This is a genomic window from Sphaerisporangium sp. TRM90804, from assembly GCF_029846175.1.
Lineage (GTDB): Bacteria > Actinomycetota > Actinomycetes > Streptosporangiales > Streptosporangiaceae > Sphaerisporangium.
Genome location: NZ_JARWAC010000002.1, coordinates 185,633 through 209,966, shown reverse-complemented (window position 1 = coordinate 209,966; position 24,334 = coordinate 185,633). Strand labels below are relative to the sequence as shown.

Genomic DNA, 24,334 nt, shown 5'->3' with positions numbered 1-24,334 from the left:
GGCCCGAGGGGCCCGCCCGAAGCGACGGGCGGGCCCCTCGGGCCGTGACGGCGGACGCCGGTGTGTCAGCGCTGGATCGGGACGCCGTTGTCGTCGGCGATCCTGTGCAGGTCCTCTATCTCGGCGGAGAGGGTGTCGGCGAGGAAGTCGTCGCCGCTGGTGCGCGCCTCCTGCAGGCCCTTGTAGGCCTGGTCGAGCCGATGTTCGATAGTGGTGGTGAACTCGCCCATCTCACCTTCTTTCTCGATGGGGGCGAAGAGGCGGTCGTACAGGGCATCGCCTGAAGTGGTGCAGGGCATCGCCTGGGGAGAGTTGGTGATCTTCCCCGGCCGTGAGGTGGGGTTCTGCGGGTTTACCCAACCTCGTCACGCGCTTAAACCCGAACGCCCGATGTCCGCACTGTGCTTTATGTCACGCGGTGCGACGCACGGGCGAGGCGTGCTTACCATGCGCTTAAGCCCAGTGTGGCGACAATGGGCACTGGTGCGTCCGCGCGCCGCGGGAGCGACCGGCACGGCCGGCGGTCCGGCCGGTGGGCGGCCGGAGAGTTCGCCGGCCCGGTGGGGCCGGCAAATACAGGAGGTGCCAGGGGCCGTGCGGGTGCTTGTGGTGGAGGACGAGCGGGTGCTCGCCGACGCGATCGCGACGGGGCTCCGCCGCGAGGCGATGGCCGTGGACGTCGCCTACGACGGCGCGGGCGCCCTGGAGCGCACCGGCTACATCGACTACGACGTGGTCGTCCTCGACCGCGACCTGCCCAAGATCCACGGTGACGAGGTATGCCGCCAGCTGGTGGCCCAGCGCACGGCCACGCGCATCCTCATGCTCACCGCCTCGGGGGAGGTGGACGACAAGGTCGAGGGCCTGGAGCTGGGCGCCGACGACTACCTGTCCAAGCCGTTCGCGTTCATGGAGCTGGTCGCGCGCGTGCGGGCGCTCGGGCGCCGCTCGGCGCCCGCGCTGCCGCCCGTGCTGGAGCGCGCGGGCATCCGCCTCGACCCGGGCAAGCGCCTGGTCACCAGGGACGACCACGAGGTCGCGCTCACCAAGAAGGAGTTCGCGGTCCTGGAGGAGCTGATGCGCGCCGAGGGCGCCGTCGTCAGCCAGGAGGACCTGCTCGACAAGGCCTGGGACGAGAACATCGACCCGTTCACCAACGTCGTCCGGGTGACGATGATGACCCTGCGCAAGAAGCTCGGCGACCCCCAGGTGATCGAGACCGTGCCGGGAGTGGGATACAAGCTGTGAGCGAGCAACGCGACCGGGACTCGGCGCTCGACGCCGGGCGCCCGAGCTTCGCCGCGCCCCAGCCGACGATCGTCCCGCCGGACGCCCCGGGGGAGGGCGCCGAGCGCCCCGCGGACTCCGGCGAGCCCGCCGGCGCCCCGGCCGCCTCCGCCTCGGCGGCCGCGCCCGCGAAGGGCTCGCCGGGCCCGTCCACGACGGCGATCTTCCCGGCCTCCCCGTCGGCCGGCACGGCGCGCCCGTCCGGCGCGGCGACGGCCTCGGCCGGCGGGTGGGGCGCGCCGGGCGGCCCGTGGGCCGGCGAGCCCACCGTCGAGACCACGCGCAGGCCGTTCCGGTCGAAGAACTCCCCGCCGCCGCCGAGCGGCCCGCCTGCCTGGGACGGCCCGCCGCCCGTGGGGCCCAACCCGGTGGCGCCCGACCTGCTGGCACGCCTGCGCCACATCTCCAAGCGCATGAGCATCCGGATGCGCCTCACGCTCACCTACGGCGGGCTGTTCTTCGCCGCCGGGGCGCTCCTGCTGTTCGTGATCTATTCCTTCGTCGGCAGGGCGATCTACGACTCCTGGCCGAGCCTGCCCTTCAGCCTGGATCAGCTGGAGCCCGAGCACGCCAACTACCTCCAGACCAATTGGGAATACATCCGGGGCGACACGATCGCCGCGGCGCGTGCCCGGGTGCTCACCCGCTCCCTGATGGCCCTCGCCGGCGTGGGGATCCTCGCGCTGATCGCCGGCTACTTCGTCGCCGACCGGGCGCTGCGGCCGGTGCAGAAGATGACCGCGACGGCCCGGCGGCTGTCGGAGACCTCCCTTGCCCACGAGCGCATCGACCTGCACGGCCCGCACGACGAGCTCAAGGAGCTCGCCGACACCTTCGACGCCATGCTCACCCGGCTGAACCGGGCCTTCGACGCCCAGCGGCGCTTCGTCGACAACGCCTCACACGAGCTGCGGACGCCGCTGGCGATCAACCGCACCGTGCTGGAGGTCGCGCTCGGCGACCCGCACGCGTCAGACGACCTGCGCGTGCTGGGCCGCACCCTGCTCGGCACCAACGCCAGGAACGAGCACCTCATCGAGGGCCTGCTGCTGCTCGCCCGCAGTGAACGAGAGCTGGCCGTCAGAAAACCCGTCGATCTGCGCGACGTCGGGCACACGGTGGTCGAGCAGCACTCCTCCTTCGCCGAGGAGTGCGACGTCACCGTGCGGACCGACCTTCGCACCGCTCCCACCATGGGCGACCCGGTGCTGCTGGAGCGCCTCGTCGCCAACCTCGTCGAGAACGCGATCAAGCACAACCTCTCCTCGGCGGGACAGGTCTGGCTGCGCACGGGAATGGTGGACGGGGCCCCCGTCGTTCAGGTGGCCAACACGGGACCGCACGTTCCCGCGTACGAGGTGGACGACCTGTTCGAGCCGTTCCGGCGGCTGCACTCCGACCGGGTGGAGTCCGCACGCGGCGCGGGGCTCGGGCTGTCCATCGTGCGTGCTGTGGTCCGCGCCCACCGGGGTGGCGTCAAGGCGGTCCCCCGCGACGGCGGGGGCCTGGTGATGACCGTGCGACTTCCGCCGGGCTGATACGGCGGGGGGCGTCTCGTTCACGCCAGACATGTGGTTGGATGTGCCGTCGAACACGATGGGTCCTGTGGCCGATGCTGTGGTTTTCGCCATATTTGGCTAACCGGCGGGCGAAGGCGGCAAGGCACTCACGTGGAAGAAGGTTCGTCCACCGCTCCCACGGGGTACCGATTGCAAAATTCCCCGAGGGAGTCGGGCACAAGATGAGCCGCCCAAACGTTACAAGCCCGCGACGCGTGACGCGCAAGCCATAGATGAGGGGGATGGAGTACGCAAATGGCCACCGATTACGACAGCCCGCGCAAGACTGACGACGATCTCAGCGAGGACAGCCTTCAGGAGCTTCAGGCGCGGCGGACCGACAAGTCCTCCGGAAGCATCGACATCGACGAGACCGATCTCGCCGAGTCCCTGGAGCTGCCGGGTGCGGACCTGTCGAACGAAGAGCTCTCGCTGCGGGTGATCCCACGCCAGGCCGACGAGTTCACCTGCGCCCGATGCTTCCTGGTCCACCACCGGAGCCAGCTGGCCTCCGACAGGAACGGGCAGCAGATCTGCCGCGAATGCGCCGCCTGAGACTCTTGGAGCGTCCGTGACATCAGAAGCGGATCGATCATCGCAGGATCAGCCCGGAACGCCGGAGGTCCCGGCGACGGGGACGGGGACGGAGGCCGACGCCGAGGTCGCCGAGATCGTCGGGAAGCTCTCCGGCGGCGACGTCGTCGACGGGGCCGAGCGGCGCAGGCTGCTCGGCCGCCTCAGCGTCGCGCTGGTCGGCGCGGCGAGGAAGGCACGTGAGACCGGGGAGGGCCGCGGGCGCTGGCTCGCCGATCTCTTCACGTCGATCACCCCGCGGCTTCAGATCAGAGATCTGGAGACGCTGATCGAGCACCACGGGGGCCTGACCGGCGACGCGCTCGCCGACGACCTCGTGCGCACGGCGACCAAGGGCACGATGGCCGTGGGCGCGATCGGCGGGGCGGTCGCCGCGGCGCAGTTCGCCGCGCCGCCGCTGCTGCTGTCTGCCCCCGCCCAGCTCGTGGCGGAGACCCTCGTGGTCGCCGCCGTCGAGGTCAAGCTGATCGCCGAGCTGCACGAGGTGTACGGCGTGCAGGTGCCCGGCACCAACGGCCAGCGGGCCCTGGCGTTCACCGTCGCCTGGTCCAAGCAGCGCGGGGTCGACCCGCTGTCCCCGGCGTCGGTGACCCTGGCCCTCGGAGCCGCCGCCAAGAGCAACCTGAGAAAGCGCCTGATGCGCACGATGGGCCGTCACCTGACCACCCTGGGCCCGTTCCTGACCGGCGCCGTCGCCGGAGGCGCCCTGAACAGGCTCGCCACCCACCGCCTCGCCGAGAGCGTCCGCAAGGACCTGCGCCGGCAACGCGCCCTCCCGCCCGCCTAGTCATCCCCGCCCCACCGGCATCGCCGCCTCCTCCCTCCTTCCCCGCACCCCCACCCCGGTCCTCCCTCCACTTCCCCTCGCACCCCGTGCGGCCGTCCCTCCTTCGGCCTCGCCGGGCCTCCGTGCGAAGAAGCGTCGCGGCACACGCGCGAACGCGCATAATCTCCCGCCCCAGGGCACGTACGGAGAGCTGCGGTCGATTCCGTAAGGTAGTCGTGAAACCGATCACAAGGGAGGACGCGTGCGCAGCTCATTCCTGATCGTCGCGAACCGGTTGCCTGTCGACAGGACCGTCGGGGCGGATGGCGCGGCGTCCTGGCGGCGCAGCCCAGGCGGCCTCGTCACGGCCATCGCACCGGTCATGCAACGTCGCGACGGCGCCTGGCTGGGCTGGCACGGGGCGGCCGACGAGGAGCTCAAGCCCTTCGAGCAGGAGGGCATGAACCTCATCCCGGTGCCGCTGTCGTCGGCGGAGGTGGAGCTGTACTACGAGGGCTTCTCCAACGCGACCCTGTGGCCGCTCTACCACGACGTGGTCGCCACCCCCGTCTACTCCCGCGTCTTCTGGGAGTCCTACCGCGCGGTCAACGAGCGCTTCGCCCGCGCCGCGGCCGACGCCGCCGCCCAGAACGCCGTGGTGTGGATCCAGGACTACCAGCTCCAGCTCGTGCCCGCCATGCTGCGCGCTCTGCGCCCCGACGTCCGCATCGGCTTCTTCCTGCACATCCCCTTCCCGCCCGCCGAGCTGTTCTGGCAGCTTCCCTGGCGGCGCGAGATCCTCGAAGGGCTGCTCGGCGCCGACCTCGTGGGGTTCCAGCGGCCCGGCGGCGCCTCCAACTTCATCCGCCTGTGCCGCCGCCAGCTCGGCCTGCAGAACCAGCGCCAGGAGATCTCCTACGGAGACCGCACGGTGCGCGCGGAGGCCTTCCCCATCTCCGTCGACTTCAGCGAGCTGGACGGCGTCGTGCGCGAGCCGCACATCCTGGCCCGCGCCAAGGAGATCCGCTCCGAGCTGGGCGAGCCCGACCACGTGCTGCTCGGCGTCGACCGCCTCGACTACACCAAGGGCATCGGCCAGCGCCTCAAGGCGTTCGGCGAGCTGCTGGCCGACAAGACCATCGGCCCCGGCGAGGCGGTCTTCGTGCAGATCGCCACGCCGAGCCGCGAGCGCGTCGAGGAGTACCGCAACCTGCGCGACGACATCGAGCTGCAGGTGGGGCGCATCAACGGGCAGTACGGAGTGCTGGGCGTGCCGCCGGTGAACTACTTCCACCAGTCGTACGACCGCGACGAGCTGGCCGCGCTCTACTGCGCCGCCGACGTCATGGTCGTGACGCCGCTGCGCGACGGCATGAACCTCGTCGCCAAGGAGTACGTCGCCTGCCGGCACGACCTGCGCGGCGCGCTGGTGCTGAGCGAGTTCGCCGGGGCGGCCGACGAGCTGAAGCACGCCTTCCTCGTGAACCCCTACGACGTCGACGGGCTCAAGCGGCAGATGGTCGCGGGGATGCGGGCCACCCCGCACGACCTGTCGCGGCGCATGCGGGCGATGCGCCGGCGCGTGGCGACCTACGACGTCGACCGGTGGGCGGGGGAGTTCCTAACCGCCCTGGAACGCTGAGGGGGAGCCCTCGCCTGGGCCGGGCGCCGCGCGCCCGGCCTAGGAGCCGGTGATCCGCTCGACCTTCGCCGGGACGGCCTTCCACGCGCGGTAGCGCTTGTGCACCGAGCGGGTGGCGACGATGCGGGCGACCTCCATGCCCACCCCGAGCACCACCGCGAAGCCGACGGCCTCGGCCAGGCCCGTCTCCAGCGAGTTCGGGTCGGCCGGGGGCTTCTTGCCCGTGGTCTTCTGCCAGCCCAGCTCGATCGCCTTGCGCGCGGCGAACCCCACGCCGAACGCCACCAGGGCGCCGATGAGCCGCAGGACCATGTCCTGCTTCTCGGCCTCGTCTGATTTGCGGGCCATGCCGTCTCCCCTCGTCGATCTAGGAGAACCCTAGCCCCCTTTCGCGGCGCGGGGCAGCGTGACGCCTTACCATAAGTCGGCATGACCGAACAGCTACCGCGCCATTCCACCGTTCCTGACAAGCCCTCCCTCGACGGCCTGGAGCAGGTATGGGCGGCCCGCTGGGAGGTACAGGGCACCTACCGCTTCGACCGGGCCAAGACCCGCGAGCAGGTCTACTCGATCGACACCCCGCCGCCCACCGTCTCCGGGTCCCTGCACGTCGGGCACGTCTTCTCCTACACCCACACCGACACCATCGCCCGCTTCCAGCGCATGCGGGGGCGCGAGGTCTTCTACCCCATGGGCTGGGACGACAACGGCCTGCCCACCGAGCGCCGCGTGCAGAACCACTTCGGCGTGCGCTGCGACCCCTCCCTTCCCTACGATCCCGATCTCGCCGTCGCGCCGTCCGGCGGGTCCTCCCGCCCGGTGCCGGTCTCGCGGCGCAACTTCATCGAGCTGTGCGAGCGCCTCACCACCGAGGACGAGAAGGCGTTCGAGGAGCTCTGGCGCCGCCTGGGCCTCTCGGTCGACTGGTCGCTCACCTACGCGACGATCGACGCGCGGTCGCGGGCCGCGTCCCAGCGGGCGTTCCTGCGCAACCTGGCCAGGGGCGAGGCCTACGTCGCCGAAGGGCCCACGCTGTGGGACGTCAGCTTCCGCACGGCCGTCGCCCAGGCCGAGCTGGAGGACCGCGAGTGGCCGGGGGCGTTTCACCGCATCCGGTTCGGCGGCGTGCCCGGCACGGAGTTCGCCGGGGGGGTGACGGTGGAGACCACCAGGCCCGAGCTGGTCGCGGCCTGCGTGGCCCTGGTCGCCCACCCCGACGACGAGCGCTACCGGCCGCTGTTCGGCGCCACGGTGACCACCCCCGTGTTCGGCGTCCCGGTGCCCGTGCTGGCCCACCGCATGGCCGAGCGCGACAAGGGGTCGGGCATCGCGATGGTCTGCACCTTCGGCGACGTCACCGACGTCGTCTGGTGGCGCGAGCTAGATCTTCCCACCCGCCCGGTCGTCGGCTGGGACGGCCGGCTGCTCCCCGACGCCCCCCAGGGGGTCCCCCCGGGGCCGTACGCCGAACTGGCGGGCGCCACCGTCCACACGGCACGCGAGCGCATGGTGGGCATGCTGCGGGCCTCAGGGGAGCTTGAGGGCGAGCCGCGCGAGGTGCGCCGCCCGGTGAAGTTCTACGAGAAGGGCGACCGTCCCCTGGAGATCGTCTCCACCCGCCAGTGGTACATCCGCAACGGCGGGCGCGACGCCGACCTGCGCGAGGCGCTGCTCGCGCGGGGAGGCGAGCTGGAGTGGCACCCGCCGCACATGCGGGTGCGCTACGAGAACTGGGTGCGTGGCCTGGCCGGCGACTGGCTGATCTCCCGCCAGCGCTTCTTCGGCGTGCCCATCCCGGTGTGGTACCCGCTCGACTCGATGGGCGAGCCGATCTACGAGTCGCCCATCACGGCCCGCGAGGACGACCTGCCGGTCGACCCCGCGAGCGACGTGCCGCCCGGGTACGCCGAGAGCCAGCGCGGGCGCCCGTTCGGCTTCGCCGCCGACCCCGACGTCATGGACACCTGGGCGACGTCGTCGCTGTCGCCGCAGACGGTGGCGGGCTGGGAGCGCGACGACGACCTGTTCGCGCGGGTGTTCCCCATGGACCTGCGGCCCCAGGCGCACGAGATCATCCGCACGTGGCTGTTCGCCTCGGTCGTCCGGGCGCACCTGGAGAACGGCGTGCTGCCCTGGCGCAACGCGGCGATCTCCGGCTGGATCCTCGACCCCGACCGCAAGAAGATGTCCAAGTCCAAGGGCAACGTCGTGACGCCCATGGGCCTGCTGGAGGAGTACGGGTCGGACGCCGTCCGCTACTGGGCGGCCGGGGGGCGGCCCGGCACCGACACCGCGTTCGACACCGGGCAGATCAAGGTGGGCCGCCGCCTGGCCATCAAGATCCTCAACGCCTCCCGGTTCGTGCTGGGCTTCGGCGAGGCCGGCGACGAGGTCACCGAGCCGCTCGACCTGTCGATGCTCGCCCGGCTGGCGGCGGTCGTGCGGGACGCCACCGCGGCGCTGGAGTCCTACGACTACACCCGCGCCCTGGAAGGCGCCGAGCGGTTCTTCTGGGAGTTCTGCGACGACTACCTGGAGCTGGTGAAGGCCCGCGCCTACGGGTCCGACGAGGGGGCCGCGTCGGCGCGGGCCGCGCTGCGGCGGGCGCTGGACGTCCTGTTGCGGCTGTTCGCGCCGTTCCTGCCGTTCGTCACCGAGGAGGTGTGGTCGTGGTGGCGGCCGGGCTCGGTGCACCGCGCCGCCTGGCCCGCGGCCTCGGAGCCGGCCTCCTCCGGCGACCCCGCCGTGCTCGCCGCCGTCTCCGAGGTGCTGCGCGAGGTCCGCAGGGCCAAGTCGTCGGCCCGGCTGTCGATGCGGGCGGAGGTGGCGCTGCTCAACGTCACCGGCGCGGCCGTCGAGCTGGTGCGGACGGCACGCGACGACCTGCGCGCGGCCGGTTCGGTCGGGGAGCTCGTCCTGTCGCCGCGCGACGGCGAGCTGAGGGTCGAGGTCACGCTGGCGGGGTGAGCGGACACCGCTGACACGCGCCGGTTACGCCGGGGATTCCGACGTTTCTCGCGAGTAAGGACGTTCCGCCCATGGGGGCGGGCCGAGGGGCGCGGGAGCGGGGCGATCGGGGGCGTAACCTGCGCGCATGCGGCGGCATGACGTGCCAGTCTGGAGGGGTGATCGCGCAACGAGGAGCCGACGACCGGAAGGTGCCGCCCGTCCTGGCGGTGATGGCCGCGTGGAGCTGGCGGCTCATCGTCATCGGCGTGGTGATCTACTTCACGGTGCAGGCGGTCGTCCGCCTCAGCATCGTCGCCCTGCCGATCGCGGTCGCGCTTCTGCTCACCGCCCTGCTGTTCCCGCTGACCGATCGGCTGCGCAAGGCGGGGCTGCGTCCCATCTGGGCGACGTGGATCACCCTGCTGCTCTCGTTCGTCCTGGTCATCGGCCTGGGCTTCATCATCGGCACCCGGGCGAACGAGGAGTTCCCCCGGCTGTTCGAGCAGGTGCAGAAGACCACCCGGGACGTCCAGGACTGGCTGCTGCACGGCCCCCTGCAGCTCCGGGAGGCCCAGCTCACCCAGATGGTCGACGAGGTCGTCAGGCAGATCAACACGCAGCGCAGCGCGATCACCAGCACGCTGCTGTCGACGGCCGCCGTCTTCGTCGAGGTGCTCGCCTCGATCGTCCTGCTGCTGTTCGTCACGTTCTTCCTGCTGAAGGACGGCGAGCGCATCTGGTCGTGGGTCCTGCGCGGCTTCGGCTCCGCCTCGCCCCGGGTCGACCGGGCGGGCCGGGCCGCCTGGCACACGCTCTCGCAGTACATCCACGGCACGGTGATCGTGGCCGCCATCCACGGCGTGGTCATCGGCATCGTGCTGTTCGCCATGGGGGTGCCGCTCTGGGCGCCGCTCGCGGTGCTGATCTTCCTGGCGAGCTTCATCCCCATCGTCGGCATCTTCTTCGCCGGCGGCCTGGCCGCGCTGGTCACCCTCGGCGCCAAGGGCCTGGTGTACGCCCTGGTGTTCCTCGGCATCCTCCTCATCGAGCAGCAGTTGGAGAACCACGTCCTGCAGCCGCTGATCGTCGGCAGGGCCGTGAAGTTCCACCCGCTGGCGATCATCCTGGTGCTGGCGGTCGGCGGCATCCTCGGCGGCATCGCGGGCGCGGCGATCGCCGTGCCCATCGCCGCCGTCCTGTACCGGGCGCTGCCCGAGCTGCGCAGGTCGCCACCCGAGCTTCCCCCGGCCCTTCCCCACGGGCCCGAGCCTCCGCCGCCGCCCGAACCGGGCGCCGACCCGCCCGCGCCCCGCACGGCGCCGGAGCGCACCCCCGCGCCGGAGCCCGGGGCGCCCGAGCCCGGGGCGCCGGAGGGCGAGCGCCTGCCCGGCGCGGGAGAGGACGTGTCGCCGCAGCGCAGCGGGTAAGGTCTCGGTTCGTGACCCGTCGCGAACCCGTTCCTCCCCGTACCCGCGGAGGGCGTAGCTTGTGGTTGAGGGGTGTCGCGGCGCGCCCGCCGACCGCATCCGAGGTGAACCCATGATCGAGGTGCTGATCCAGCGGCTCGACCCCGGCCTGCCGATGCCGTCGTACGCCCACCCGGGCGACGCCGGCGCCGACCTGTACGCCGCCGAGGACGTCGAGCTGCTCCCGGGCGAGCGCGCCGTCGTGCGCACCGGGGTGGCGATCGCGCTGCCCGACGGTTACGCCGCCTTCGTGCACCCGCGTTCCGGGCTCGCCGCCAGGTTCGGCGTCACGCTCGTCAACGCGCCGGGCACCGTCGACGCGGGTTACCGAGGCGAGATCAGGGTCACCCTGCTGAACACCGACGCCAAGGACGCCGTACGGCTCCAGCGCGGCGACCGCGTCGCCCAGCTCGTGTTCCAGCGGGTGGAGAAAGCAGCTTTCTACGAGGTGGAGCGGTTGCCCGGGTCGGCGCGCGGCGCCGACGGCTTCGGCTCCACCGGCCGATGAATCGAAGGAGCGTGAACGAAGTGTTCCGACGCCGCCGCAACGCGGAAGCCGAGGAGACCGCACCGGGCGTCGAGGAGGCGCCGGTCCCCGTGCGCGAGTCGGGGCCGTGGGACGCCGACGAGGCGCACCCCGACATCGAGCGGGTCGACCTCGGCGGCATGAAGCTGCCCATCGGCCCCGGCTTCGAGGTGCAGCTCAACGTCGCGGGCGACCAGATCGTCGGCGCCGTCGTGCTGGTCGACGAGAGCGCCCTGCAGGTCCACGCGTTCGCCGCGCCCAAGAAGACCGGCATCTGGGACGAGGTCCGCGCCGAGCTGGCCCGCGAGCTGACCGCCGCCGGCGGCAGCTGCGAGCAGAGCGAGGGCCCCTTCGGCCCCGAGCTGGCCGCGCGGATCAACCAGGACGGAACCGTCCAGCCGGTCCGGTTCATCGGCGTCGACGGCCCCCGCTGGTTCCTGCGCGGGGTGATCACCGGCCGCGCCGTCGTCGACGCCGAGGCCGCCAAGGTCCTGGAGGAGGTCCTCCGCGACATCGTCGTGGTGCGGGGCGACCAGCCGATGGCGCCCAAGGAGCCCATCGAGCTGCGCCTGCCCGCCGAGGCGCGCCAGGCCGTGGAGCAGCAGGCCGGGCAGGAGGAAGGGCCCGACCTCAACCCCTTCCAACGCGGGCCCGAGATCACCGAGACCCGCTGACGTAAGCTGCGGTCAGGATCGCACCGGCTCCACGAGGAGTGAGCGAGAGATGAGTACGGCTGAGCCCGTCAAACGCGGGCTGCGTGGGTTCTTCCAGCGGTTGACCACCAGCCAGGCCGAGCTGGAGGCCGCCGAGCTCCAGGAGGACCTCGACCGGCACGGGGCGACCCCGATCGCCTCCTGCGGCCGGCGCAGCAGGTTCTGCGTGGCCGGCACCCTGCGCACGGTGACGCTGCGCCCGAGGGGCGGCGCGCCGTCGCTGGAGGCGGAGCTGTACGACGGCTCCGACGTGATCGACCTCGTGTGGCTGGGCCGCCGCAAGATCGTCGGCATCGAGCCGGGCCGGTCGGTCCGCGCCGAGGGCCTGGTCAGCGTCCAGGACGGCCGCAAGGTGATGTTCAACCCCCGCTACGAGCTGCGCCCGGCGAGCGGCGAGTGACCGCGTTTTCCGCAGGTGAGGAGAGTCATGAGCGTGAACCCGCCACACGGCGCGAGCCCTTGGGCGACGAGGGGCGCGGCCGGGACGACGTCCCGGCGGGGGAGCCTGAGCGTGACGCCGGCGGCACGGCCGTGAGCGACGCCGGAGCCGCGCCCGCGGGCGCGGTGGGCACCGCCGCCAAGGAGGCGGCGGCGCACGACACCGTCGAGGCCGCCATCCGCACCCAGCTCGCCAAGGCGCTGGGCGGCGTCCGCGGCATCGTCGAGGCGGCGGTGCCGACGGTGGCCTTCACGGTGAGCTGGATCGTCACCGAGCAGCTCAAGATCTCGCTGATCATCAGCATCGGGGTGGCGGTCGCGCTGCTGATCGTGCGGCTGGTCCAGCGCTCGACCACGCAGTTCGTGCTCAACAGCCTCATCGGCATCGGCATCGGCGCGTTCTTCGCCAGCCGCACCGGCGAGGCGCGCGACGTCTTCCTGCCCGGCATCTACTACAACGCCGGCTACGCCGCCGTCATGATCTTGTCGGTCGCGCTCCGGTGGCCGGTCGTCGGCTTCATCATCGGCTCGGTCACCGGCGACCCCACCGGCTGGCGGCGTGATCCCGGCATCGTGCGGCTGTGCTCGCGGCTGACCTGGCTGCTGATCCTGCCGTGCCTGCTGCGCGTGGTGGTGCAGCTCCCGCTCTACTGGGCCGAGCACGTCGCCGCCCTCGGCGTCGCCAAGATCATCTTGGGCTGGCCCTTCCAGGTGGCGGCCCTGGCCGCCATGGTGTGGGTGCTCGCCCGGGGCCGAACCCCGATCACCCCGGCCCCCCCGCCCACCACGTCCTGACCCCGCCCGGCCACCGGCTCCCGGCTCGCGTGCCGACCCGGGCGTCGTCAAGCCGCTCCGGCGTGACACCGGCGCCTCCGGCGGGCGATCGCCCCCTCCCGGCCCGCCCGGCGTCACCCCGCCATGCGGGCGGGTGTGGTCTCCCGCCCCCGGCCCGCTCGGCGTCACATCGGCATCGGGGCCGGGGCGGTCTCCCGCTCCCGGGCCTGTGCGGCGCACGCCGGCATGCGGGCGGGTGTGGTCTCCCGCCCCCGGCCCGCTCGGCGTCACGCCGGTGTTCGGGCGGGTGGTCTCCCGGCCCTTAGTGGTGGGGGGCCAGCAGGTGGGCCAGCTCCTGCTCGACCTCCTGGCTGGCCACGAACAGCAGCTCGTCGCCGGCCTCCAGGGGGTCGTCGTCGGTGGGCACCAGCACCCGGCCCTCGCGCAGGATCGCCACGAGCGCCGAGTCCTGCGGCCAGGGCACCGAGCCGGCCCGCTGGCCGACCACCGGGGCGTCCTCGGGGAGCGTGAGCTCCACCAGGTTGGCCTGCCCCTGCCGGAACGTCATCAGCCGCACCAGGTCGCCGACGCTGACGGCCTCCTCGACCAGGGCCGACAGCAGGCGCGGGGTGGAGACCGCCACGTCCACGCCCCACGACTCGTTGAACAGCCACTCGTTCTTGGGATGGTTGGTGCGGGCCACCACGCGCGGCACGCCGTACTCGGTCTTGGCCAGCAGCGACACCACCAGGTTGACCTTGTCGTCGCCGCTGGCGGCGATCACCACGTGGCAGTTGTTCAGCCCAGCCTCGTCCAGCGAGGAGATCTCGCAGGCGTCGGCGAGCAGCCACTCGGCCCGCGGCACGCTGTCGATCTTGATGGCCTTGGGGTCGATGTCGATGAGCAGGACCTCGTGCCCGTTCTCCAGGAGCTCCGCCGCGATGGAACGGCCGACGGCCCCGGCGCCCGCGATCGTGACGCGCATCAGTGCGACTCCTCCTCGGGTGCGGCGGACAGCACCTTGTTGATCCGGTCCATGTCGTTGTCCGCGGCCATCACGTGCAGGACGTCGCCCTCCTGGAGCACGGTGTCGCCCTTGGGCAGCACGGCCTCTCCCATGCGGTTGAGGAACGCCACCCGGGCGCCGGCCTCGCGCTCGATGACGGCGGTGCGGGCGCCGATCCAGCCGGCGTGGTAGGCGACCTCCGCCAGCGTGACGGTGCCCGTGGGGTCGCGCCAGAGCGGCTCGGCGCCCTCGGGAAGCACACGCCGGAGGATCTGGTCGGCCGTCCAGCGCACGGTGGCGACCGTCGGGATGCCCAGCCGCTGGTAGACCTCGGCGCGCCGGGGGTCGTAGATGCGGGCCACCACGTTGTCGACGCCGAACGTCTCGCGGGCGACGCGCGCCGAGATGATGTTGGAGTTGTCGCCGCTGCTGACCGCGACGTAGGCCGCGGCCGACTCGATGCCGGCCTCCTCCAGGACGTCGCGGTCGAAGCCGACGCCGGTGACCCGCCGTCCGCGGAACCCCGCGCGCAGCCGCCGGAACGCCTGCGGGTCCCGGTCGATGATGGCGACCGAGTGGCCGCTGTCCTCGAGGATGTGCGCCAGTGTCGAGCCGACCCGGCCGCATCCCATGATGACGATATGCATGCTCCCCCGCCGATGGCTCCTGGGCGGCCATTCCTGGACGTTATACAGCTACCAGCCCAAGTATGGCCCGTTCTGGTGGAGCCGTGTGGGTCGCACCTCGACTGACGACTAGCATCGTCAGACGTGGTGAAGGTTGGAGATCTGGCCAAGCGGCTTCTCCTGGGCCGGGCGCTCAGAAGCGCCCAGGCCCACGAGCAGCTGCTGCCCAAGCGCATCGCGCTACCGGTGTTCGCCAGTGACGCCTTGTCCTCGGTCGCGTACGCCCCGCAGGAGATCCTGATCACCCTGGGGGTGGCCGGCATCGCCGCCTACCACTACACGCCGTGGGTGGCGCTCGCGGTCGTGCTGATCCTGCTGACGGTCGTCGCGTCCTACCGGCAGAACGTGCAGGCGTACACCAGCGGCGGGGGTGACTTCGAGGTGGCCACCACCAACCTCGGGTCCAACTCCGGCCTGGTGGTCGCCAGCGCGCTCATGGTCGACTACGTGCTCACCGTCGCGGTGTCGGTCTCGGCGGGGGTGGAGAACCTCGCCGCCGCGGTGCCGTTCCTGGCCGACCACAAGGTGGCCGGCGCGGTGGTGATCGTCGCGCTGCTCTCGGTCGCCAACCTGCGCGGCATCCGGGAGTCCGGGCTCGCCTTCGCCGTCCCCACCTACCTCTTCATGATCAGCGTGTTCGGCATGATGATCTGGGGCGCCGTGCGCCTGTCGGCCGGCACCGAGCTGAGGGCCGCCACGGCCGGCTACACCGTCACCGGCGAGGGCGTGGGGCTCACCGGCCTGGCACTGGTCTTCCTGCTGCTGCGCGCCTTCTCCTCAGGCTGCGCCGCGCTGACCGGCGTCGAGGCGATCAGCAACGGGGTGCCCGCCTTCAAGAAGCCCAAGGGCAAGAACGCCGCCAACACGCTGCTCGCGCTGGGCGTGCTGGCGGCCTCGATGTTCGCGGGCATCACCGCCATGGCCTACGTCACCGGCGCGAAGTTCGGCGACCCGTCGCAGGGCAGCGTGGTGCTCGACGAGGCCGGCCGCGTGGTCGAGCATCCGCCGCCGGTGATCGCCCAGGTCGCCCAGACGGTGTTCAGCAACTTCAGCCCCGCCTTCTACCTCGTCACGGCGATGACCGCCCTGATCCTGGTGCTGGCCGCCAACACCGCGTTCAACGGCTTCCCGGTGCTCGGGTCGGTGCTGGCGCAGAACCGCTTCCTGCCGCGCCAGCTCCACACACGCGGCGACCGTCTCGCCTTCAGCAACGGCATCCTGATCCTCGGCGCGATGGCCGGGCTGTTGATCTACGCGTTCAACGCCGAGACCACCCGGCTGGTCCAGCTCTACATCGTCGGGGTGTTCGTCTCGTTCACCATCAGCCAGACCGGCATGGTGCGGCACTGGAACCGCCTGCTGCGCACCACGAGCGACTATCGGTCCCGCGCGCGCATGGTGCGGGCCCGCGCGATCAACGCGTTCGGCGCGGCGGTGACCGGCCTGGTGCTGGTCGTCGTGCTGGTGACCAAGTTCACCCACGGCGCCTGGATCGCCTGCGCCGCCATGGGGTTGCTGTTCGTCATGATGCGCGGCATCCGGCGCCACTACGACAACGTGGCCGCCGAGCTGGTGGTGCCCGAGGACGTCGAGGTCGACGAGTCCATGCTCCCGGCGCGCAACCACGCCATCGTCCTGCTCTCCAAGATCCACAAGCCGACGCTGCGCGCCCTGGCGTACGCCCGGGCCACCCGGCCCTCGACGCTGGAGGCGATCAGCGTGGGGGTGGACACCGAGGAGGCCAGGCAGCTCCAGCGCGCGTGGGAGGAGCGCGGCATCCCCGTGCCGCTGAAGATCCTCGACTCGCCGTACCGCGAGATCACCCGGCCGGTGCTGGAGTACGTCAAGCACCTGCGCCGCCGCTCGCCCCGGGACGTCGTGACGGTGTTCATCCCCGAGTATGTGGTCGGCCACTGGTGGGAACATCTGCTGCACAACCAGAGCGCGCTGCGCCTCAAGGGGCGGCTGCTGTTCCAGCCCGGGGTGATGGTCACCAGCGTGCCGTGGCAGCTCCACTCCTCCGACAGGCTCAAGGGCCGCCCGGAGACGTTCGCGCCGGGCTCGGTGCGGCGGCCCTACGCTGAGACGCGCAAGGATGACCACGTCAAAACGTGAGCGGGGGACCGGAGTGACCATCGAACTCAACGTGGAGCGTGTCGCCAACGGGGGGTGGTGCGTCGCGCGCCATGAGGGCCGCGTCGTCTTCGTCCGCCACGCCCTGCCGGGCGAGCGGGTACTGGCCGAGGTGACCGACGAGACGGCCCGGTTCCTGCGGGCGGACGCCGTGGAGATCCTCGACCCGTCGCCCGACCGCGTCACGCCGCCCTGCCCGTTCGCCGGGCCCGGCAAGTGCGGCGGCTGCGACTGGCAGCACGCCACGCCGGAGGCCCAGCGGCGGCTGAAGGGCGAGGTGGTCGTCGAGCAGCTCCAGCGGCTCGCCGGCATCGAGATGAAGGTCGACGTCGAGGAGGTCCCCGGCGCGCCCGGCTACCTGGGCTGGCGCACGCGCGTGCAGTTCGCGGTGGCGCCCGACGGCACGCCCGGCCTGCGCCGGCACCGCTCGCACGAGATCGAGCCCGTCGACGCCTGCCTGATCGCCCACCCCGAGGTGGAGCGCCTGGGCGTCGAGCGCCGCGGCTGGCGGGGAGCCTCCAGCGTGGAGGCGATCGCCACCTCCGGCGCCGACCGCGCCGTCGTGGTCGCCCCGAAGCCCCACCGCACGGTGGCCGTGCCCGACCTCGGGGCCGACGCCCACGTGCTGGTCGACGAGGGGCGGGGGCACGTCCGCGCCGTCCGGGGCCGGGCGACGCTCACCGAGCGTGCCGGCGGCCGTGACTTCCAGGTCACCGGCAGCGGCTTCTGGCAGGTCCACCCCGGCGCCGCGCGGACGCTGCTGGCCGCCGTGCGCGAGTACGCCGCGCCGAGCCCCGGCGACTGGGCCCTCGACCTGTACTGCGGCGTCGGCCTGTTCGCCGCCGACCTGGCCGAGGCCGTCGGTCCCGAGGGAGCCGTCCTCGGCATCGAGTCCGAGGCCCGCGCCGTCCAGGACGCCCGCCACAACCTGCGCGACCTGCCCCAAGCCCGCGTGGAGCGCGGCCGCGTCGAGGACGCCCTCGACCGCCTGGGCGTCGAACGCGCCGACATCGTCGTCGCCGACCCCCCGCGCACCGGCCTCGGCCGCGACGTCGTCACCAGAGTGGCCGCCCTGGAGGCCGCCAGGATCGTCTACGTCTCCTGCGACCCCGCCACCCTGGCCCGCGACCTGGCCTGGTTCGCCCCCCTCGGCTACCAGACCACCGCCCTGCGCGCCTTCGACGCCTTCCCCATGACCCACCACGTCGAATGCGTCGCCCTACTGACCCGAGAGCCCCGTCAGCCCTCCGCCGCCGCCGCTCCCCGCTGACCCCGAGAAGGCGGGTCGTCGTCAGGCCGTGCGGGTGGCGATGCCGGGGTAGTCGAGGACGAGGCCGTGGTCGTCGTAGGTGAGGCGGCAGGCGAAGTCGAAGGCGGGGGAGGTGTAGTCGTAGCGGTGGTGGGGCGGGTCGGCGGGGAGGCGGGTGTAGGTCTGTTCGAGGCGGGACACCGTCAGGTCCTCGGCTCTGACGTAGGCGGCGGGGGCGGGGGTGCGGACGCCGGCCCGCAGGGCGAGGTTGTGGATCGGGAAGGTGTTGGTCATCGCCGAGGACTCCAGGTCGACGTCCAGGCAGCCTTCGAGATGGGGGGCGGGGGAGCCGTCGACCCACCAGTGGCCGGCGCCGTCGGCCTTGAGGGTGACCTGGCGTGAGCCGGCGGAGGAGCGGCCGCTGATCTGGGCGCTTCGGGTGAGCCAGGCGGTGTCCAGTTCGACGGCGTAGTCGACGATCCAGGTCTGGCCGTCCTCGTAGGCCGTCGTGCAGCCCTCGACGTGGAGGCCCTCGGGGGTGGGGCGGAAGTAGACGACCTCGAAGCCGTCGCGCGCGTGGAGGTGCCGCCAGGCAGCGGTCCTCGGGGGTGCCGTGAAGGGCATGCTCCGGTCCTTTCCCTGATCTCGCCCCCATACTGGCACGCGACCGGGACGCCGGGCGCACAGTGCTTTGCCCCCGCTTGACGTGCGGTTTTCTACAGTTCGCGCCATGTCACGATGGGTGGGGGGCCGGGATACGAGGTGGAGCCGATCAGGCTGGACGGGCGGGTGCGGCTGCGGGTGCGGCAGTACGGGTTCGTGGTGGCCTACTGCCGTTCGCTCGCGGAGGTCGCGCGCTACGTGAGCCTGGACGAGCTGGTCGAGCTGTTCATCCTGCCATCTGCGGGGGCTCGGTCTCCTCGCGGATGACGTCGGCGGGCTCCTTGTCGTCACGCAGGCCCCGCCAGGAGGCGTGGCGCAGGCGTCCCTCGACGGTCCACTCGGCGTACTGCACCTCGGCGACCACCACCGGCTCCACCCAGCGGGCGTTCCTCGTCTGCTCGCGCGGCACCGGGCCGTCGACGGGGACGGTGGCGCGCGCCAGCGGCGCGAGCAGCCGGCCGAGGTCCTGCAGCGTCTCGTCGGTGAAGCCCGTGCCGACGTTGCCCGCGTAGACCAGGCGGCCGCCCTCGTGCACCCCGAGCAGGAGCGCGCCGATCGTGGAGGCGCGGCGGCCCTGGCCGGGGGTCCAGCCGACGACGATCACCTCCTGGGCGCGGACGTTCTTGACCTTGGTCCAGTCGGGCGACCTGCGGCCCGGGCGGTAGGGCGAGCGGAGGCGCTTGGACACGATGCCCTCGATGCCGAGGCGGCGGCTCAGCTCCAGCGCCTGCGCGCCGTCGTCGCGGAACCAGACCGGCACCTGCCAGCGCGCGCCGGGGGTGACGATGCTCTCCAGCAGCTCGCGCCGCTCGGCGTAGGGCAGGGCGACGACCGGCTCGGTGCCGACGTGCAGCACGTCGAAGAGCATGAGCGTCACCGGCACGGCCTGGGCCAGCCGCTGGACCTGGTCGGCGCGCCGCTTGTGCATGCGGTGCTGCAGGACCGAGAAGCTCGGGCGGCCCGCCTCGTCGAACGCGACGACCTCCCCGTCGAGCACCACGTCGTGGCCGCCCACCGACCCCGCCAGGGGGTAGAGCTCGGGATAGGCGGCGGTCACCTCCTTGCCGTTGCGGGAGATCAGCCGCAGCGCGGAGTCCTGCACGTACGCGAGCACGCGCACGCCGTCCCACTTCATCTCGTGTCCCCACGCGTCCTCGTCGCCGGGCGGCGGCAGCGGGCCGGCCTGGGCGAGCATGGGCGTGTAGGCGGGTAGTGCCCCCATGGGCGCTTACTTACCCACCGCGGCCGGTTCGCATGGTGGGTTATGCGAGATGGATTCACAACCGGGGTCCCCTATCGGGGGCGCGGAAGGTTTGGATCGTCCGAGAGGGTACGCCCGCCCGGAAGGCGTGTCCGAATCGCCGGGATAATGGTGCTATGAAACTGAGGATCTTCACCGAGCCCCAGCAGGGGGCCACATACGAGGACCAGTTGCGGGTCGCGCAGGCCGCCGAACGCCTCCGCTTCGACGCGTTCTTCCGCTCCGACCACTACCTGCCCGTGGACGGCGGCGACCCGGCCCCCGGCCCCACCGACTCCTGGGTGACGCTCGGCGCCCTCGCCCGCGAGACCTCGACCATCCGCCTCGGCACGCTCGTCACGAGCGCGACGTTCCGCCTGCCCGGCCCGCTGGCGATCAGCGTCGCCCAGGTGGACCGGATGAGCGGCGGCCGGGTCGAGTTCGGCTTCGGCACCGGCTGGTTCGACGCCGAGCACAAGGCGTACGGCATCCCGTTCCCGCCGCCGGCCGAGCGGTTCGCCCGCTTCGAGGAGCAGCTGGAGATCGTGACCGGCCTCTGGACGACCGAGCCGGGCGGCTCCTTCTCCTTCGAGGGCGCCTACTACCGGCTCGCCGACTCCCCGGCGCTGCCCAAGCCGGCACAGTCGCCGCGCCCGCCGGTGATCATCGGCGGCGTCGGCGCCAAGCGCACCCCCCGCCTGGCGGCGCGGTTCGCCGACGAGTACAACGTGCCGTTCATGGGCCTGGACGACACCGCGGCCGCGTTCGGGCGGGTGCGGCAGGCGTGCGAGGACGCCGGGCGCGAGTCCACGCTGCTCTCGGCCGCGCAGATCGTGTGCGTCGGCGCGGACGAGGCCGAGCTGGCCCGGCGCGCCGCGGCGATCGGCCGCGAGGTCGGCGAGCTGCGGGAGAACGGCCTGGCCGGCACGCCGCACGAGGTCGTGGACAAGATCGGCACGTTCTCCAAGGCCGGCGCCGAGCGCATGTACCTGCAGGTGCTCGACCTGTCGGACCTGGACCACCTGGAGCTCATCGCCGCCGAGGTGCTCCCGCACGTCTGAGCCGCGGGACCGGCCCGCGCGCGCCGGCCGGTCCCTCGCGAGGAGGCCGGCGCGGCGCGCTCAGGCCGGCCGCCGGCTCGCGGCGGGCGGGGGGAGCGGCACGACCTCGCGCCGGTAGTAGGAGGCCAGTTCCTCCCCCCAGCCGTACATCGAGGCGAGTGAGGACGTGCACGCCTTTATGGCGTCGGCGTCGGTGACCCGGCGGCCGCCCAGATGCCGGCCGTCGGCGTCGTACAGCACCTCGTACATCAGGCCGGGGTCGAGGATCAGCAGCTCGGGCAGCGCCCGCGAGCGTTCGTAGCGCCCGACCGCCGAGGCCGGCACCACCCGGATGCGCTCGCCCGCCTCCACCCGGGCGGCCAGCACGTGCAGCTCCCACTGCATGTACGGCGTGAGCGGCGGCTCGACGACCCGCACGCGACGGAACTCGGCGTACCCGGAGTAGTCGGCGGCCAGCGACGCGCGCAGCTCGCCGATCAGCTGGAGGGAACGTTCCCAGTCGCCCTCGGCCATGGCGACCCAGCTCGGCTCGTAGGGCTCGTGGAAGTACTGCGCGCGTTCGAGCTTCCAGACCACGCCGCGGGCGTTCTCGTACGCCGCGCGGAACTCCGGGCCGTACGTCTCCACGGGCAGCGTGACGCCGTCCGTCTCCCAGACCCGCTCGAAAACGTGGCAATCTAATTGATTGTCCGTAATCGGGATCATGGGGCGACTCCTCCTGGTCGGGGGGTGCGGCCCAGGCGTCCGCCACAGGCCGGTGGCGCGAGGTGCTCGGATGCGTGCGCGACCATGCCCGGAGCCGCGCGGACCGAAACCCGGTGAGACGGCGCCGGTTAAACAGGCAGATCATGAAACGGCTGACTGGGAGCGTCAAGACCCAAAACGTCGCTCGGTGATCGTCTTGACACGCCGGACGCCGGGCGGCCGCGAGGGCCTGCCCGGCGTGACGGAGCGCCGCGGGTGCCGTGTCAGGGGCGGCGCCCGTGGGGGAATCGGTGGGGGAACCCCTGGTGGGGCGCGTGGTGGCGGTGTCGATGGCGGGCGAACGTCAGCACGCCGATCACCAGCCACGCGAGGAACACGAACTTCAGGGCCGCGAACAGCGGCCAGAACGAGCCGGTGACGAGCATGGCCACCAGGACGACTCCGGCGATCATGAGCGGCGCCGGCGGCCGGTGGCGGTGGTGCCGCCGCCCGGGGCCTTCGCGGCGCGCGGCCAGGTGGTGGCCCCAGGTCGCCAGGTCGGCGTGCGGCGGCATCGGCGGGTAACGGCCGGGGAATCCGCCGTCCATGGGACCCGCGGGCCGCCCGGGCCCGTGACGGCGGCCGCCGTGGCGTTCACTGTGGTGCGAGGGCCGCGCGGCGGCCTGCTCGGGCAGGTCGGCCATGACCCGGTCGAGCTCGCCCCGCACCCGGGCGGTCAGGACGGTGCCGAGCCGTTCGTCAAGTTCGTCGTGGGTGAGCCGCCCCTGCGCGAAGTGCTCGCGCAGGGCCGACGCCACCTCTTCGCGTTCGGCGTCACCGATCCGCAGGTCGTCCCGCGAGGTCATGGAAGGTCACTCCTCGGCGTCGCCGTCGGCGAGGATCTGGTAGAGCTTGCGGCGGGTCTCGTTGAGCACCTGCTTGGCCTGCTTGACCTGGGCGTCGCTGCCGGTCTGCGCGACCTGGAACAGTGCCGCCGCGGCCTGGCGCGACAGGTCGAAGAGCTCGAAGACGCCCTCGTCGAGATCGGGGGTCATGTCCTCCCAGGGGGCGCGTACCTCCTCGGGGTGCTCGCCGACGTAGGCCCGGCCGGCCTCGGTGAGGATGAAGGTCTTGCGGCCGTCGGTCTCCTCGGCCTGCACGAGCCCCTCGTCGGTGAGCTGCTGCAGCGCCGGGTAGACGGCGCCGGGGCTGGGCTTCCAGCCGCCCTCGCTGCGCCGGGCGATCTCCTGGATGATCTGGTAGCCGTTGCGCGGCTCCTCGGCGAGCAGCGCGAGGATGGCGGCGCGGACGTCGCCCCGCTTGGCCTTGCGCGAGCCCCTGCCGAACGGCCCGCGGCCCCCGCCGAACCCGCCGCCGAACCCCGGGCCGAACGGGCCGCCCCGTCCGAAGTCCCAGGGGAACGGCCCCGGGCCACGGCGTCCCCTGTGACGGTGCTCGGGGTGCTCGCCCTCCGCGGCCGGGCCCCGGTGGCCGCGCGGCGGGCCGTGGTGCCCCTCGTGCCAGGCCGCCAGCGCTCCCAGCGCCGCCCTGATGTCGCGATGGTGCGGCCAGGATGCCCCGCCGCCCATCGAGTGTGCGTATGTCATGTCACTCCTCTCGTGACGATCGCTTGTCGACCGTACGTGATGGCTCAACGATATATCGCGACCGTTCATAGAACAACCCTCAGGACGGAAATCGCGCGGACGGGAGCGGCTCGTCACCGCTCCGGGAGCGGGCGGCGGCAGGTTTTACCTGGAAAGTGACCCAGATCACGCTGGACGGGGAACACCGGCTGAGATTCGAGCGTTATCAGCAATCGAACGGGATCGTTCTGCTTTGAGAGGGCTGGGGGGTGCTCTTGGAGCGGAACGGTCCCGGTCTTGTTTTCCCAGGCGGCAGGCATGGCCCCCGCGGGGGAAGCGACACGCCGCGCGCTTGGTGATGAGCTTCCGCCGTCTTGTATGGATTTTGCCGTAACGTGCCCGATCGTGATGATCGGATGATGGGCCACACACACGCGCTGAGCGGGGCGGCGCTCTGGCTCCTGGTGGCTCCAGGGCTCGCCGCGCTGCCCTCGGCCGGCGGCTTCGCCGCCGACGTGGCGCCCATGGTGGCCGGGGTCCTGACGCCCGCCGAGCTGATCGCAGGGACGCTCGTCTGCGCGGGCGCCGCGATGCTGCCCGACCTGGACCACCCGCACGCGACCATCGCGCAGACCTTCGGCCCGGCCACCTGGGTGCTGAGCAAGGCGGTCAACTGGGCCAGCGGTGGCCACCGTCACGCGACGCACTCCCTGTTCTTCGCCGTCGCCGCCGGGTTCGGCGCCCACCTGCTGGCCGATCGGCTCCCGGTGGGCCGGGACGTCGTGGTCGTCCTGATGATCGGCCTCGCGCTGCGGGCGCTCGGCATCGGCGTGCCGGGCAAGGCGATGACGTCGGGGTTCATCAACATCGGCATCACCGCCGGCGCCTTCATCGTGCTGTACTCCCAGGGCGTCCAGTACCTGTGGCTGGGGGTGGCGATCGCGGTCGGCTGCCTGGCCCACGTGATCGGCGACTGCCTGACCGAGCGCGGGTGCCCGGTGCTGTGGCCGCTCCGGCACCGGTGGGTGCTGCCGTACCGCATCGGGCTGAAGACGGGGCGGGCCGTCGAGGTGAAGGTGGTCGGGCCGCTGCTGTCGATCGTCGTGGTCGCCCTGTTCGCGCTGCGCCTGGCGCCGGAGTACATCTGACGGTCCGCCGGCCGTGTACCGGAAGGTAACTTGATGTCGAGATATGCGACCATATATCTTGATGTCGAGACACCTGTCGTCGCAGCGGCCGGTTAGGCGAACCTAACCGGTGTCGGCACTCCACCGGTGCGGCAGGATCTAGGGGCGAACCCGGCATAGTGTGC

Annotated in this window: 25 protein-coding genes; 16 read left to right on the top strand and 9 right to left on the bottom strand. The window is 72.2% G+C overall.

Going from position 1 to position 24,334, the window contains the following annotated elements; all coding sequences use genetic code 11:
• Positions 1 to 65 precede the first annotated feature (65 nt).
• Positions 66 to 230: a hypothetical protein gene (locus PYR91_RS02655; protein ID WP_279777130.1), complete on the bottom strand. Its 165-nt coding sequence runs from the start codon at positions 228 to 230 to the stop codon at positions 66 to 68.
• A 364-nt stretch (positions 231 to 594) separates the two neighbouring features.
• Between PYR91_RS02655 and PYR91_RS02650 the strand changes: the two genes are divergently transcribed.
• The 5 genes from PYR91_RS02650 (at position 595) to PYR91_RS02630 (ending at position 5,848) form a co-directional block, all read left to right on the top strand.
• On the top strand, positions 595 to 1,248 hold the full coding sequence (locus PYR91_RS02650; RefSeq protein WP_279777129.1) for a response regulator transcription factor: 654 nt from the start codon (positions 595 to 597) through the stop codon (positions 1,246 to 1,248).
• Entirely contained in the window at positions 1,245 to 2,825 is a 1,581-nt protein-coding gene (locus PYR91_RS02645) for a HAMP domain-containing sensor histidine kinase (RefSeq protein WP_279777128.1), read from the top strand. Before PYR91_RS02650 ends, PYR91_RS02645 begins: the two co-directional genes overlap by 4 nt.
• Before the next feature lie 276 nt (positions 2,826 to 3,101).
• On the top strand, positions 3,102 to 3,401 hold the full coding sequence (locus tag PYR91_RS02640; protein ID WP_279777127.1) for a DUF4193 domain-containing protein: 300 nt from the start codon (positions 3,102 to 3,104) through the stop codon (positions 3,399 to 3,401).
• Positions 3,402 to 3,417: 16 nt separating this feature from the next.
• A complete protein-coding gene (locus tag PYR91_RS02635; RefSeq protein WP_279777126.1) occupies positions 3,418 to 4,227 on the top strand; it encodes a hypothetical protein in 810 nt (269 codons plus the stop codon).
• A gap of 241 nt (positions 4,228 to 4,468) precedes the next feature.
• Positions 4,469 to 5,848, top strand: coding sequence for a trehalose-6-phosphate synthase (locus tag PYR91_RS02630; protein WP_279777125.1), 1,380 nt, complete (start codon positions 4,469 to 4,471; stop codon positions 5,846 to 5,848).
• Positions 5,849 to 5,887: 39 nt separating this feature from the next.
• Here PYR91_RS02630 and PYR91_RS02625 read toward each other — a convergent pair whose 3' ends face one another.
• The gene (locus tag PYR91_RS02625) at positions 5,888 to 6,196 is read right to left on the bottom strand and encodes a DUF4235 domain-containing protein (protein ID WP_279777124.1); all 309 of its coding nucleotides are present in this window, start codon (positions 6,194 to 6,196) and stop codon (positions 5,888 to 5,890) included.
• An 81-nt stretch (positions 6,197 to 6,277) separates the two neighbouring features.
• Here PYR91_RS02625 and valS point away from each other — a divergent pair, with 81 nt between their 5' ends.
• The 6 genes from valS to PYR91_RS02595 all read left to right on the top strand — a co-directional run bounded on the left by valS (position 6,278) and on the right by PYR91_RS02595 (position 12,735).
• Positions 6,278 to 8,815, top strand: coding sequence for a valine--tRNA ligase (gene valS / locus PYR91_RS02620; RefSeq protein ID WP_279777123.1), 2,538 nt, complete (start codon positions 6,278 to 6,280; stop codon positions 8,813 to 8,815).
• Positions 8,816 to 8,973: 158 nt separating this feature from the next.
• Entirely contained in the window at positions 8,974 to 10,224 is a 1,251-nt protein-coding gene (locus PYR91_RS02615; protein WP_279777122.1) for an AI-2E family transporter, read from the top strand.
• Between the two features lie 112 nt (positions 10,225 to 10,336).
• Positions 10,337 to 10,771, top strand: coding sequence for a dUTP diphosphatase (dut, locus tag PYR91_RS02610; RefSeq protein ID WP_279777121.1), 435 nt, complete (start codon positions 10,337 to 10,339; stop codon positions 10,769 to 10,771).
• 11 nt (positions 10,772 to 10,782) lie between these two features.
• A complete protein-coding gene (locus PYR91_RS02605; protein ID WP_279777120.1) occupies positions 10,783 to 11,463 on the top strand; it encodes a DUF3710 domain-containing protein in 681 nt (226 codons plus the stop codon).
• 49 nt (positions 11,464 to 11,512) lie between these two features.
• A complete protein-coding gene (locus tag PYR91_RS02600; RefSeq protein WP_279777119.1) occupies positions 11,513 to 11,902 on the top strand; it encodes an OB-fold nucleic acid binding domain-containing protein in 390 nt (129 codons plus the stop codon).
• A gap of 164 nt (positions 11,903 to 12,066) precedes the next feature.
• On the top strand, positions 12,067 to 12,735 hold the full coding sequence (locus PYR91_RS02595; RefSeq protein WP_279777391.1) for a DUF3159 domain-containing protein: 669 nt from the start codon (positions 12,067 to 12,069) through the stop codon (positions 12,733 to 12,735).
• Between the two features lie 301 nt (positions 12,736 to 13,036).
• Here the strand turns inward: PYR91_RS02595 and PYR91_RS02590 are convergent, their stop codons facing one another.
• Positions 13,037 to 13,699: a TrkA family potassium uptake protein gene (locus PYR91_RS02590; protein WP_279777118.1), complete on the bottom strand. Its 663-nt coding sequence runs from the start codon at positions 13,697 to 13,699 to the stop codon at positions 13,037 to 13,039.
• Positions 13,699 to 14,367: a TrkA family potassium uptake protein gene (locus PYR91_RS02585; RefSeq protein ID WP_279777117.1), complete on the bottom strand. Its 669-nt coding sequence runs from the start codon at positions 14,365 to 14,367 to the stop codon at positions 13,699 to 13,701. Before PYR91_RS02585 ends, PYR91_RS02590 begins: the two co-directional genes overlap by 1 nt.
• A 123-nt stretch (positions 14,368 to 14,490) precedes the next feature.
• Here PYR91_RS02585 and PYR91_RS02580 point away from each other — a divergent pair, with 123 nt between their 5' ends.
• Together PYR91_RS02580 and PYR91_RS02575 are read left to right on the top strand one after the other, a co-directional pair.
• Complete coding sequence (locus PYR91_RS02580; RefSeq protein ID WP_279777116.1) at positions 14,491 to 16,521, top strand: APC family permease; 2,031 nt, start codon at positions 14,491 to 14,493, stop codon at positions 16,519 to 16,521.
• 13 nt (positions 16,522 to 16,534) lie between these two features.
• The gene (locus PYR91_RS02575; RefSeq protein ID WP_279777115.1) at positions 16,535 to 17,809 is read left to right on the top strand and encodes a class I SAM-dependent RNA methyltransferase; all 1,275 of its coding nucleotides are present in this window, start codon (positions 16,535 to 16,537) and stop codon (positions 17,807 to 17,809) included.
• Positions 17,810 to 17,830: 21 nt separating this feature from the next.
• Here PYR91_RS02575 and PYR91_RS02570 read toward each other — a convergent pair whose 3' ends face one another.
• The gene (locus tag PYR91_RS02570; protein WP_279777114.1) at positions 17,831 to 18,412 is read right to left on the bottom strand and encodes a putative glycolipid-binding domain-containing protein; all 582 of its coding nucleotides are present in this window, start codon (positions 18,410 to 18,412) and stop codon (positions 17,831 to 17,833) included.
• Positions 18,413 to 18,526: 114 nt separating this feature from the next.
• Here PYR91_RS02570 and PYR91_RS02565 point away from each other — a divergent pair, with 114 nt between their 5' ends.
• Positions 18,527 to 18,718: a transposase gene (locus tag PYR91_RS02565; RefSeq protein WP_279777113.1), complete on the top strand. Its 192-nt coding sequence runs from the start codon at positions 18,527 to 18,529 to the stop codon at positions 18,716 to 18,718.
• Here PYR91_RS02565 and ligD read toward each other — a convergent pair.
• On the bottom strand, positions 18,678 to 19,673 hold the full coding sequence (ligD, locus tag PYR91_RS02560; RefSeq protein WP_279777112.1) for a non-homologous end-joining DNA ligase: 996 nt from the start codon (positions 19,671 to 19,673) through the stop codon (positions 18,678 to 18,680). The genes PYR91_RS02565 and ligD overlap by 41 nt on opposite strands.
• Before the next feature lie 155 nt (positions 19,674 to 19,828).
• Here ligD and PYR91_RS02555 point away from each other — a divergent pair, with 155 nt between their 5' ends.
• Complete coding sequence (locus PYR91_RS02555) at positions 19,829 to 20,752, top strand: LLM class F420-dependent oxidoreductase (protein WP_279777111.1); 924 nt, start codon at positions 19,829 to 19,831, stop codon at positions 20,750 to 20,752.
• 60 nt (positions 20,753 to 20,812) lie between these two features.
• Here PYR91_RS02555 and PYR91_RS02550 read toward each other — a convergent pair whose 3' ends face one another.
• The 3 genes from PYR91_RS02550 to PYR91_RS02540 all read right to left on the bottom strand — a co-directional run bounded on the left by PYR91_RS02550 (position 20,813) and on the right by PYR91_RS02540 (position 23,043).
• Complete coding sequence (locus PYR91_RS02550; RefSeq protein WP_279777110.1) at positions 20,813 to 21,457, bottom strand: DUF6879 family protein; 645 nt, start codon at positions 21,455 to 21,457, stop codon at positions 20,813 to 20,815.
• 263 nt (positions 21,458 to 21,720) lie between these two features.
• The gene (locus PYR91_RS02545; RefSeq protein ID WP_279777109.1) at positions 21,721 to 22,302 is read right to left on the bottom strand and encodes a DUF1707 domain-containing protein; all 582 of its coding nucleotides are present in this window, start codon (positions 22,300 to 22,302) and stop codon (positions 21,721 to 21,723) included.
• 6 nt (positions 22,303 to 22,308) lie between these two features.
• Positions 22,309 to 23,043, bottom strand: a complete 735-nt coding sequence (locus PYR91_RS02540; RefSeq protein WP_279777108.1) for a PadR family transcriptional regulator — start codon at positions 23,041 to 23,043, stop codon at positions 22,309 to 22,311.
• A 398-nt stretch (positions 23,044 to 23,441) separates the two neighbouring features.
• On the opposite strand from PYR91_RS02540, the gene PYR91_RS02535 reads away from it, so the two are divergent.
• Positions 23,442 to 24,170, top strand: a complete 729-nt coding sequence (locus PYR91_RS02535) for a metal-dependent hydrolase (RefSeq protein WP_279777107.1) — start codon at positions 23,442 to 23,444, stop codon at positions 24,168 to 24,170.
• The last annotated feature ends 164 nt before the right edge of the window (positions 24,171 to 24,334 follow it).

Bases quoted from the DNA above. Each gene is read 5' to 3' on its own strand.
- PYR91_RS02655 (WP_279777130.1), bottom strand. From the start codon at position 230: ATGGGCGAGTTCACCACCACTATCGAACATCGGCTCGACCAGGCCTAC.
- PYR91_RS02640 (WP_279777127.1), top strand. From the start codon at position 3,102: ATGGCCACCGATTACGACAGCCCGCGCAAGACTGACGACGATCTCAGC.
- PYR91_RS02625 (WP_279777124.1), bottom strand. From the start codon at position 6,196: ATGGCCCGCAAATCAGACGAGGCCGAGAAGCAGGACATGGTCCTGCGG.
- valS (WP_279777123.1), top strand. From the start codon at position 6,278: ATGACCGAACAGCTACCGCGCCATTCCACCGTTCCTGACAAGCCCTCC.
- dut (WP_279777121.1), top strand. From the start codon at position 10,337: ATGATCGAGGTGCTGATCCAGCGGCTCGACCCCGGCCTGCCGATGCCG.
- PYR91_RS02600 (WP_279777119.1), top strand. From the start codon at position 11,513: ATGAGTACGGCTGAGCCCGTCAAACGCGGGCTGCGTGGGTTCTTCCAG.
- PYR91_RS02590 (WP_279777118.1), bottom strand. From the start codon at position 13,699: ATGCGCGTCACGATCGCGGGCGCCGGGGCCGTCGGCCGTTCCATCGCG.
- PYR91_RS02585 (WP_279777117.1), bottom strand. From the start codon at position 14,367: ATGCATATCGTCATCATGGGATGCGGCCGGGTCGGCTCGACACTGGCG.
- PYR91_RS02570 (WP_279777114.1), bottom strand. From the start codon at position 18,412: ATGCCCTTCACGGCACCCCCGAGGACCGCTGCCTGGCGGCACCTCCAC.
- PYR91_RS02565 (WP_279777113.1), top strand. From the start codon at position 18,527: ATGGGTGGGGGGCCGGGATACGAGGTGGAGCCGATCAGGCTGGACGGG.
- ligD (WP_279777112.1), bottom strand. From the start codon at position 19,673: ATGGGGGCACTACCCGCCTACACGCCCATGCTCGCCCAGGCCGGCCCG.
- PYR91_RS02555 (WP_279777111.1), top strand. From the start codon at position 19,829: ATGAAACTGAGGATCTTCACCGAGCCCCAGCAGGGGGCCACATACGAG.
- PYR91_RS02550 (WP_279777110.1), bottom strand. From the start codon at position 21,457: ATGATCCCGATTACGGACAATCAATTAGATTGCCACGTTTTCGAGCGG.
- PYR91_RS02545 (WP_279777109.1), bottom strand. From the start codon at position 22,302: ATGACCTCGCGGGACGACCTGCGGATCGGTGACGCCGAACGCGAAGAG.
- PYR91_RS02540 (WP_279777108.1), bottom strand. From the start codon at position 23,043: ATGACATACGCACACTCGATGGGCGGCGGGGCATCCTGGCCGCACCAT.
- PYR91_RS02535 (WP_279777107.1), top strand. From the start codon at position 23,442: ATGGGCCACACACACGCGCTGAGCGGGGCGGCGCTCTGGCTCCTGGTG.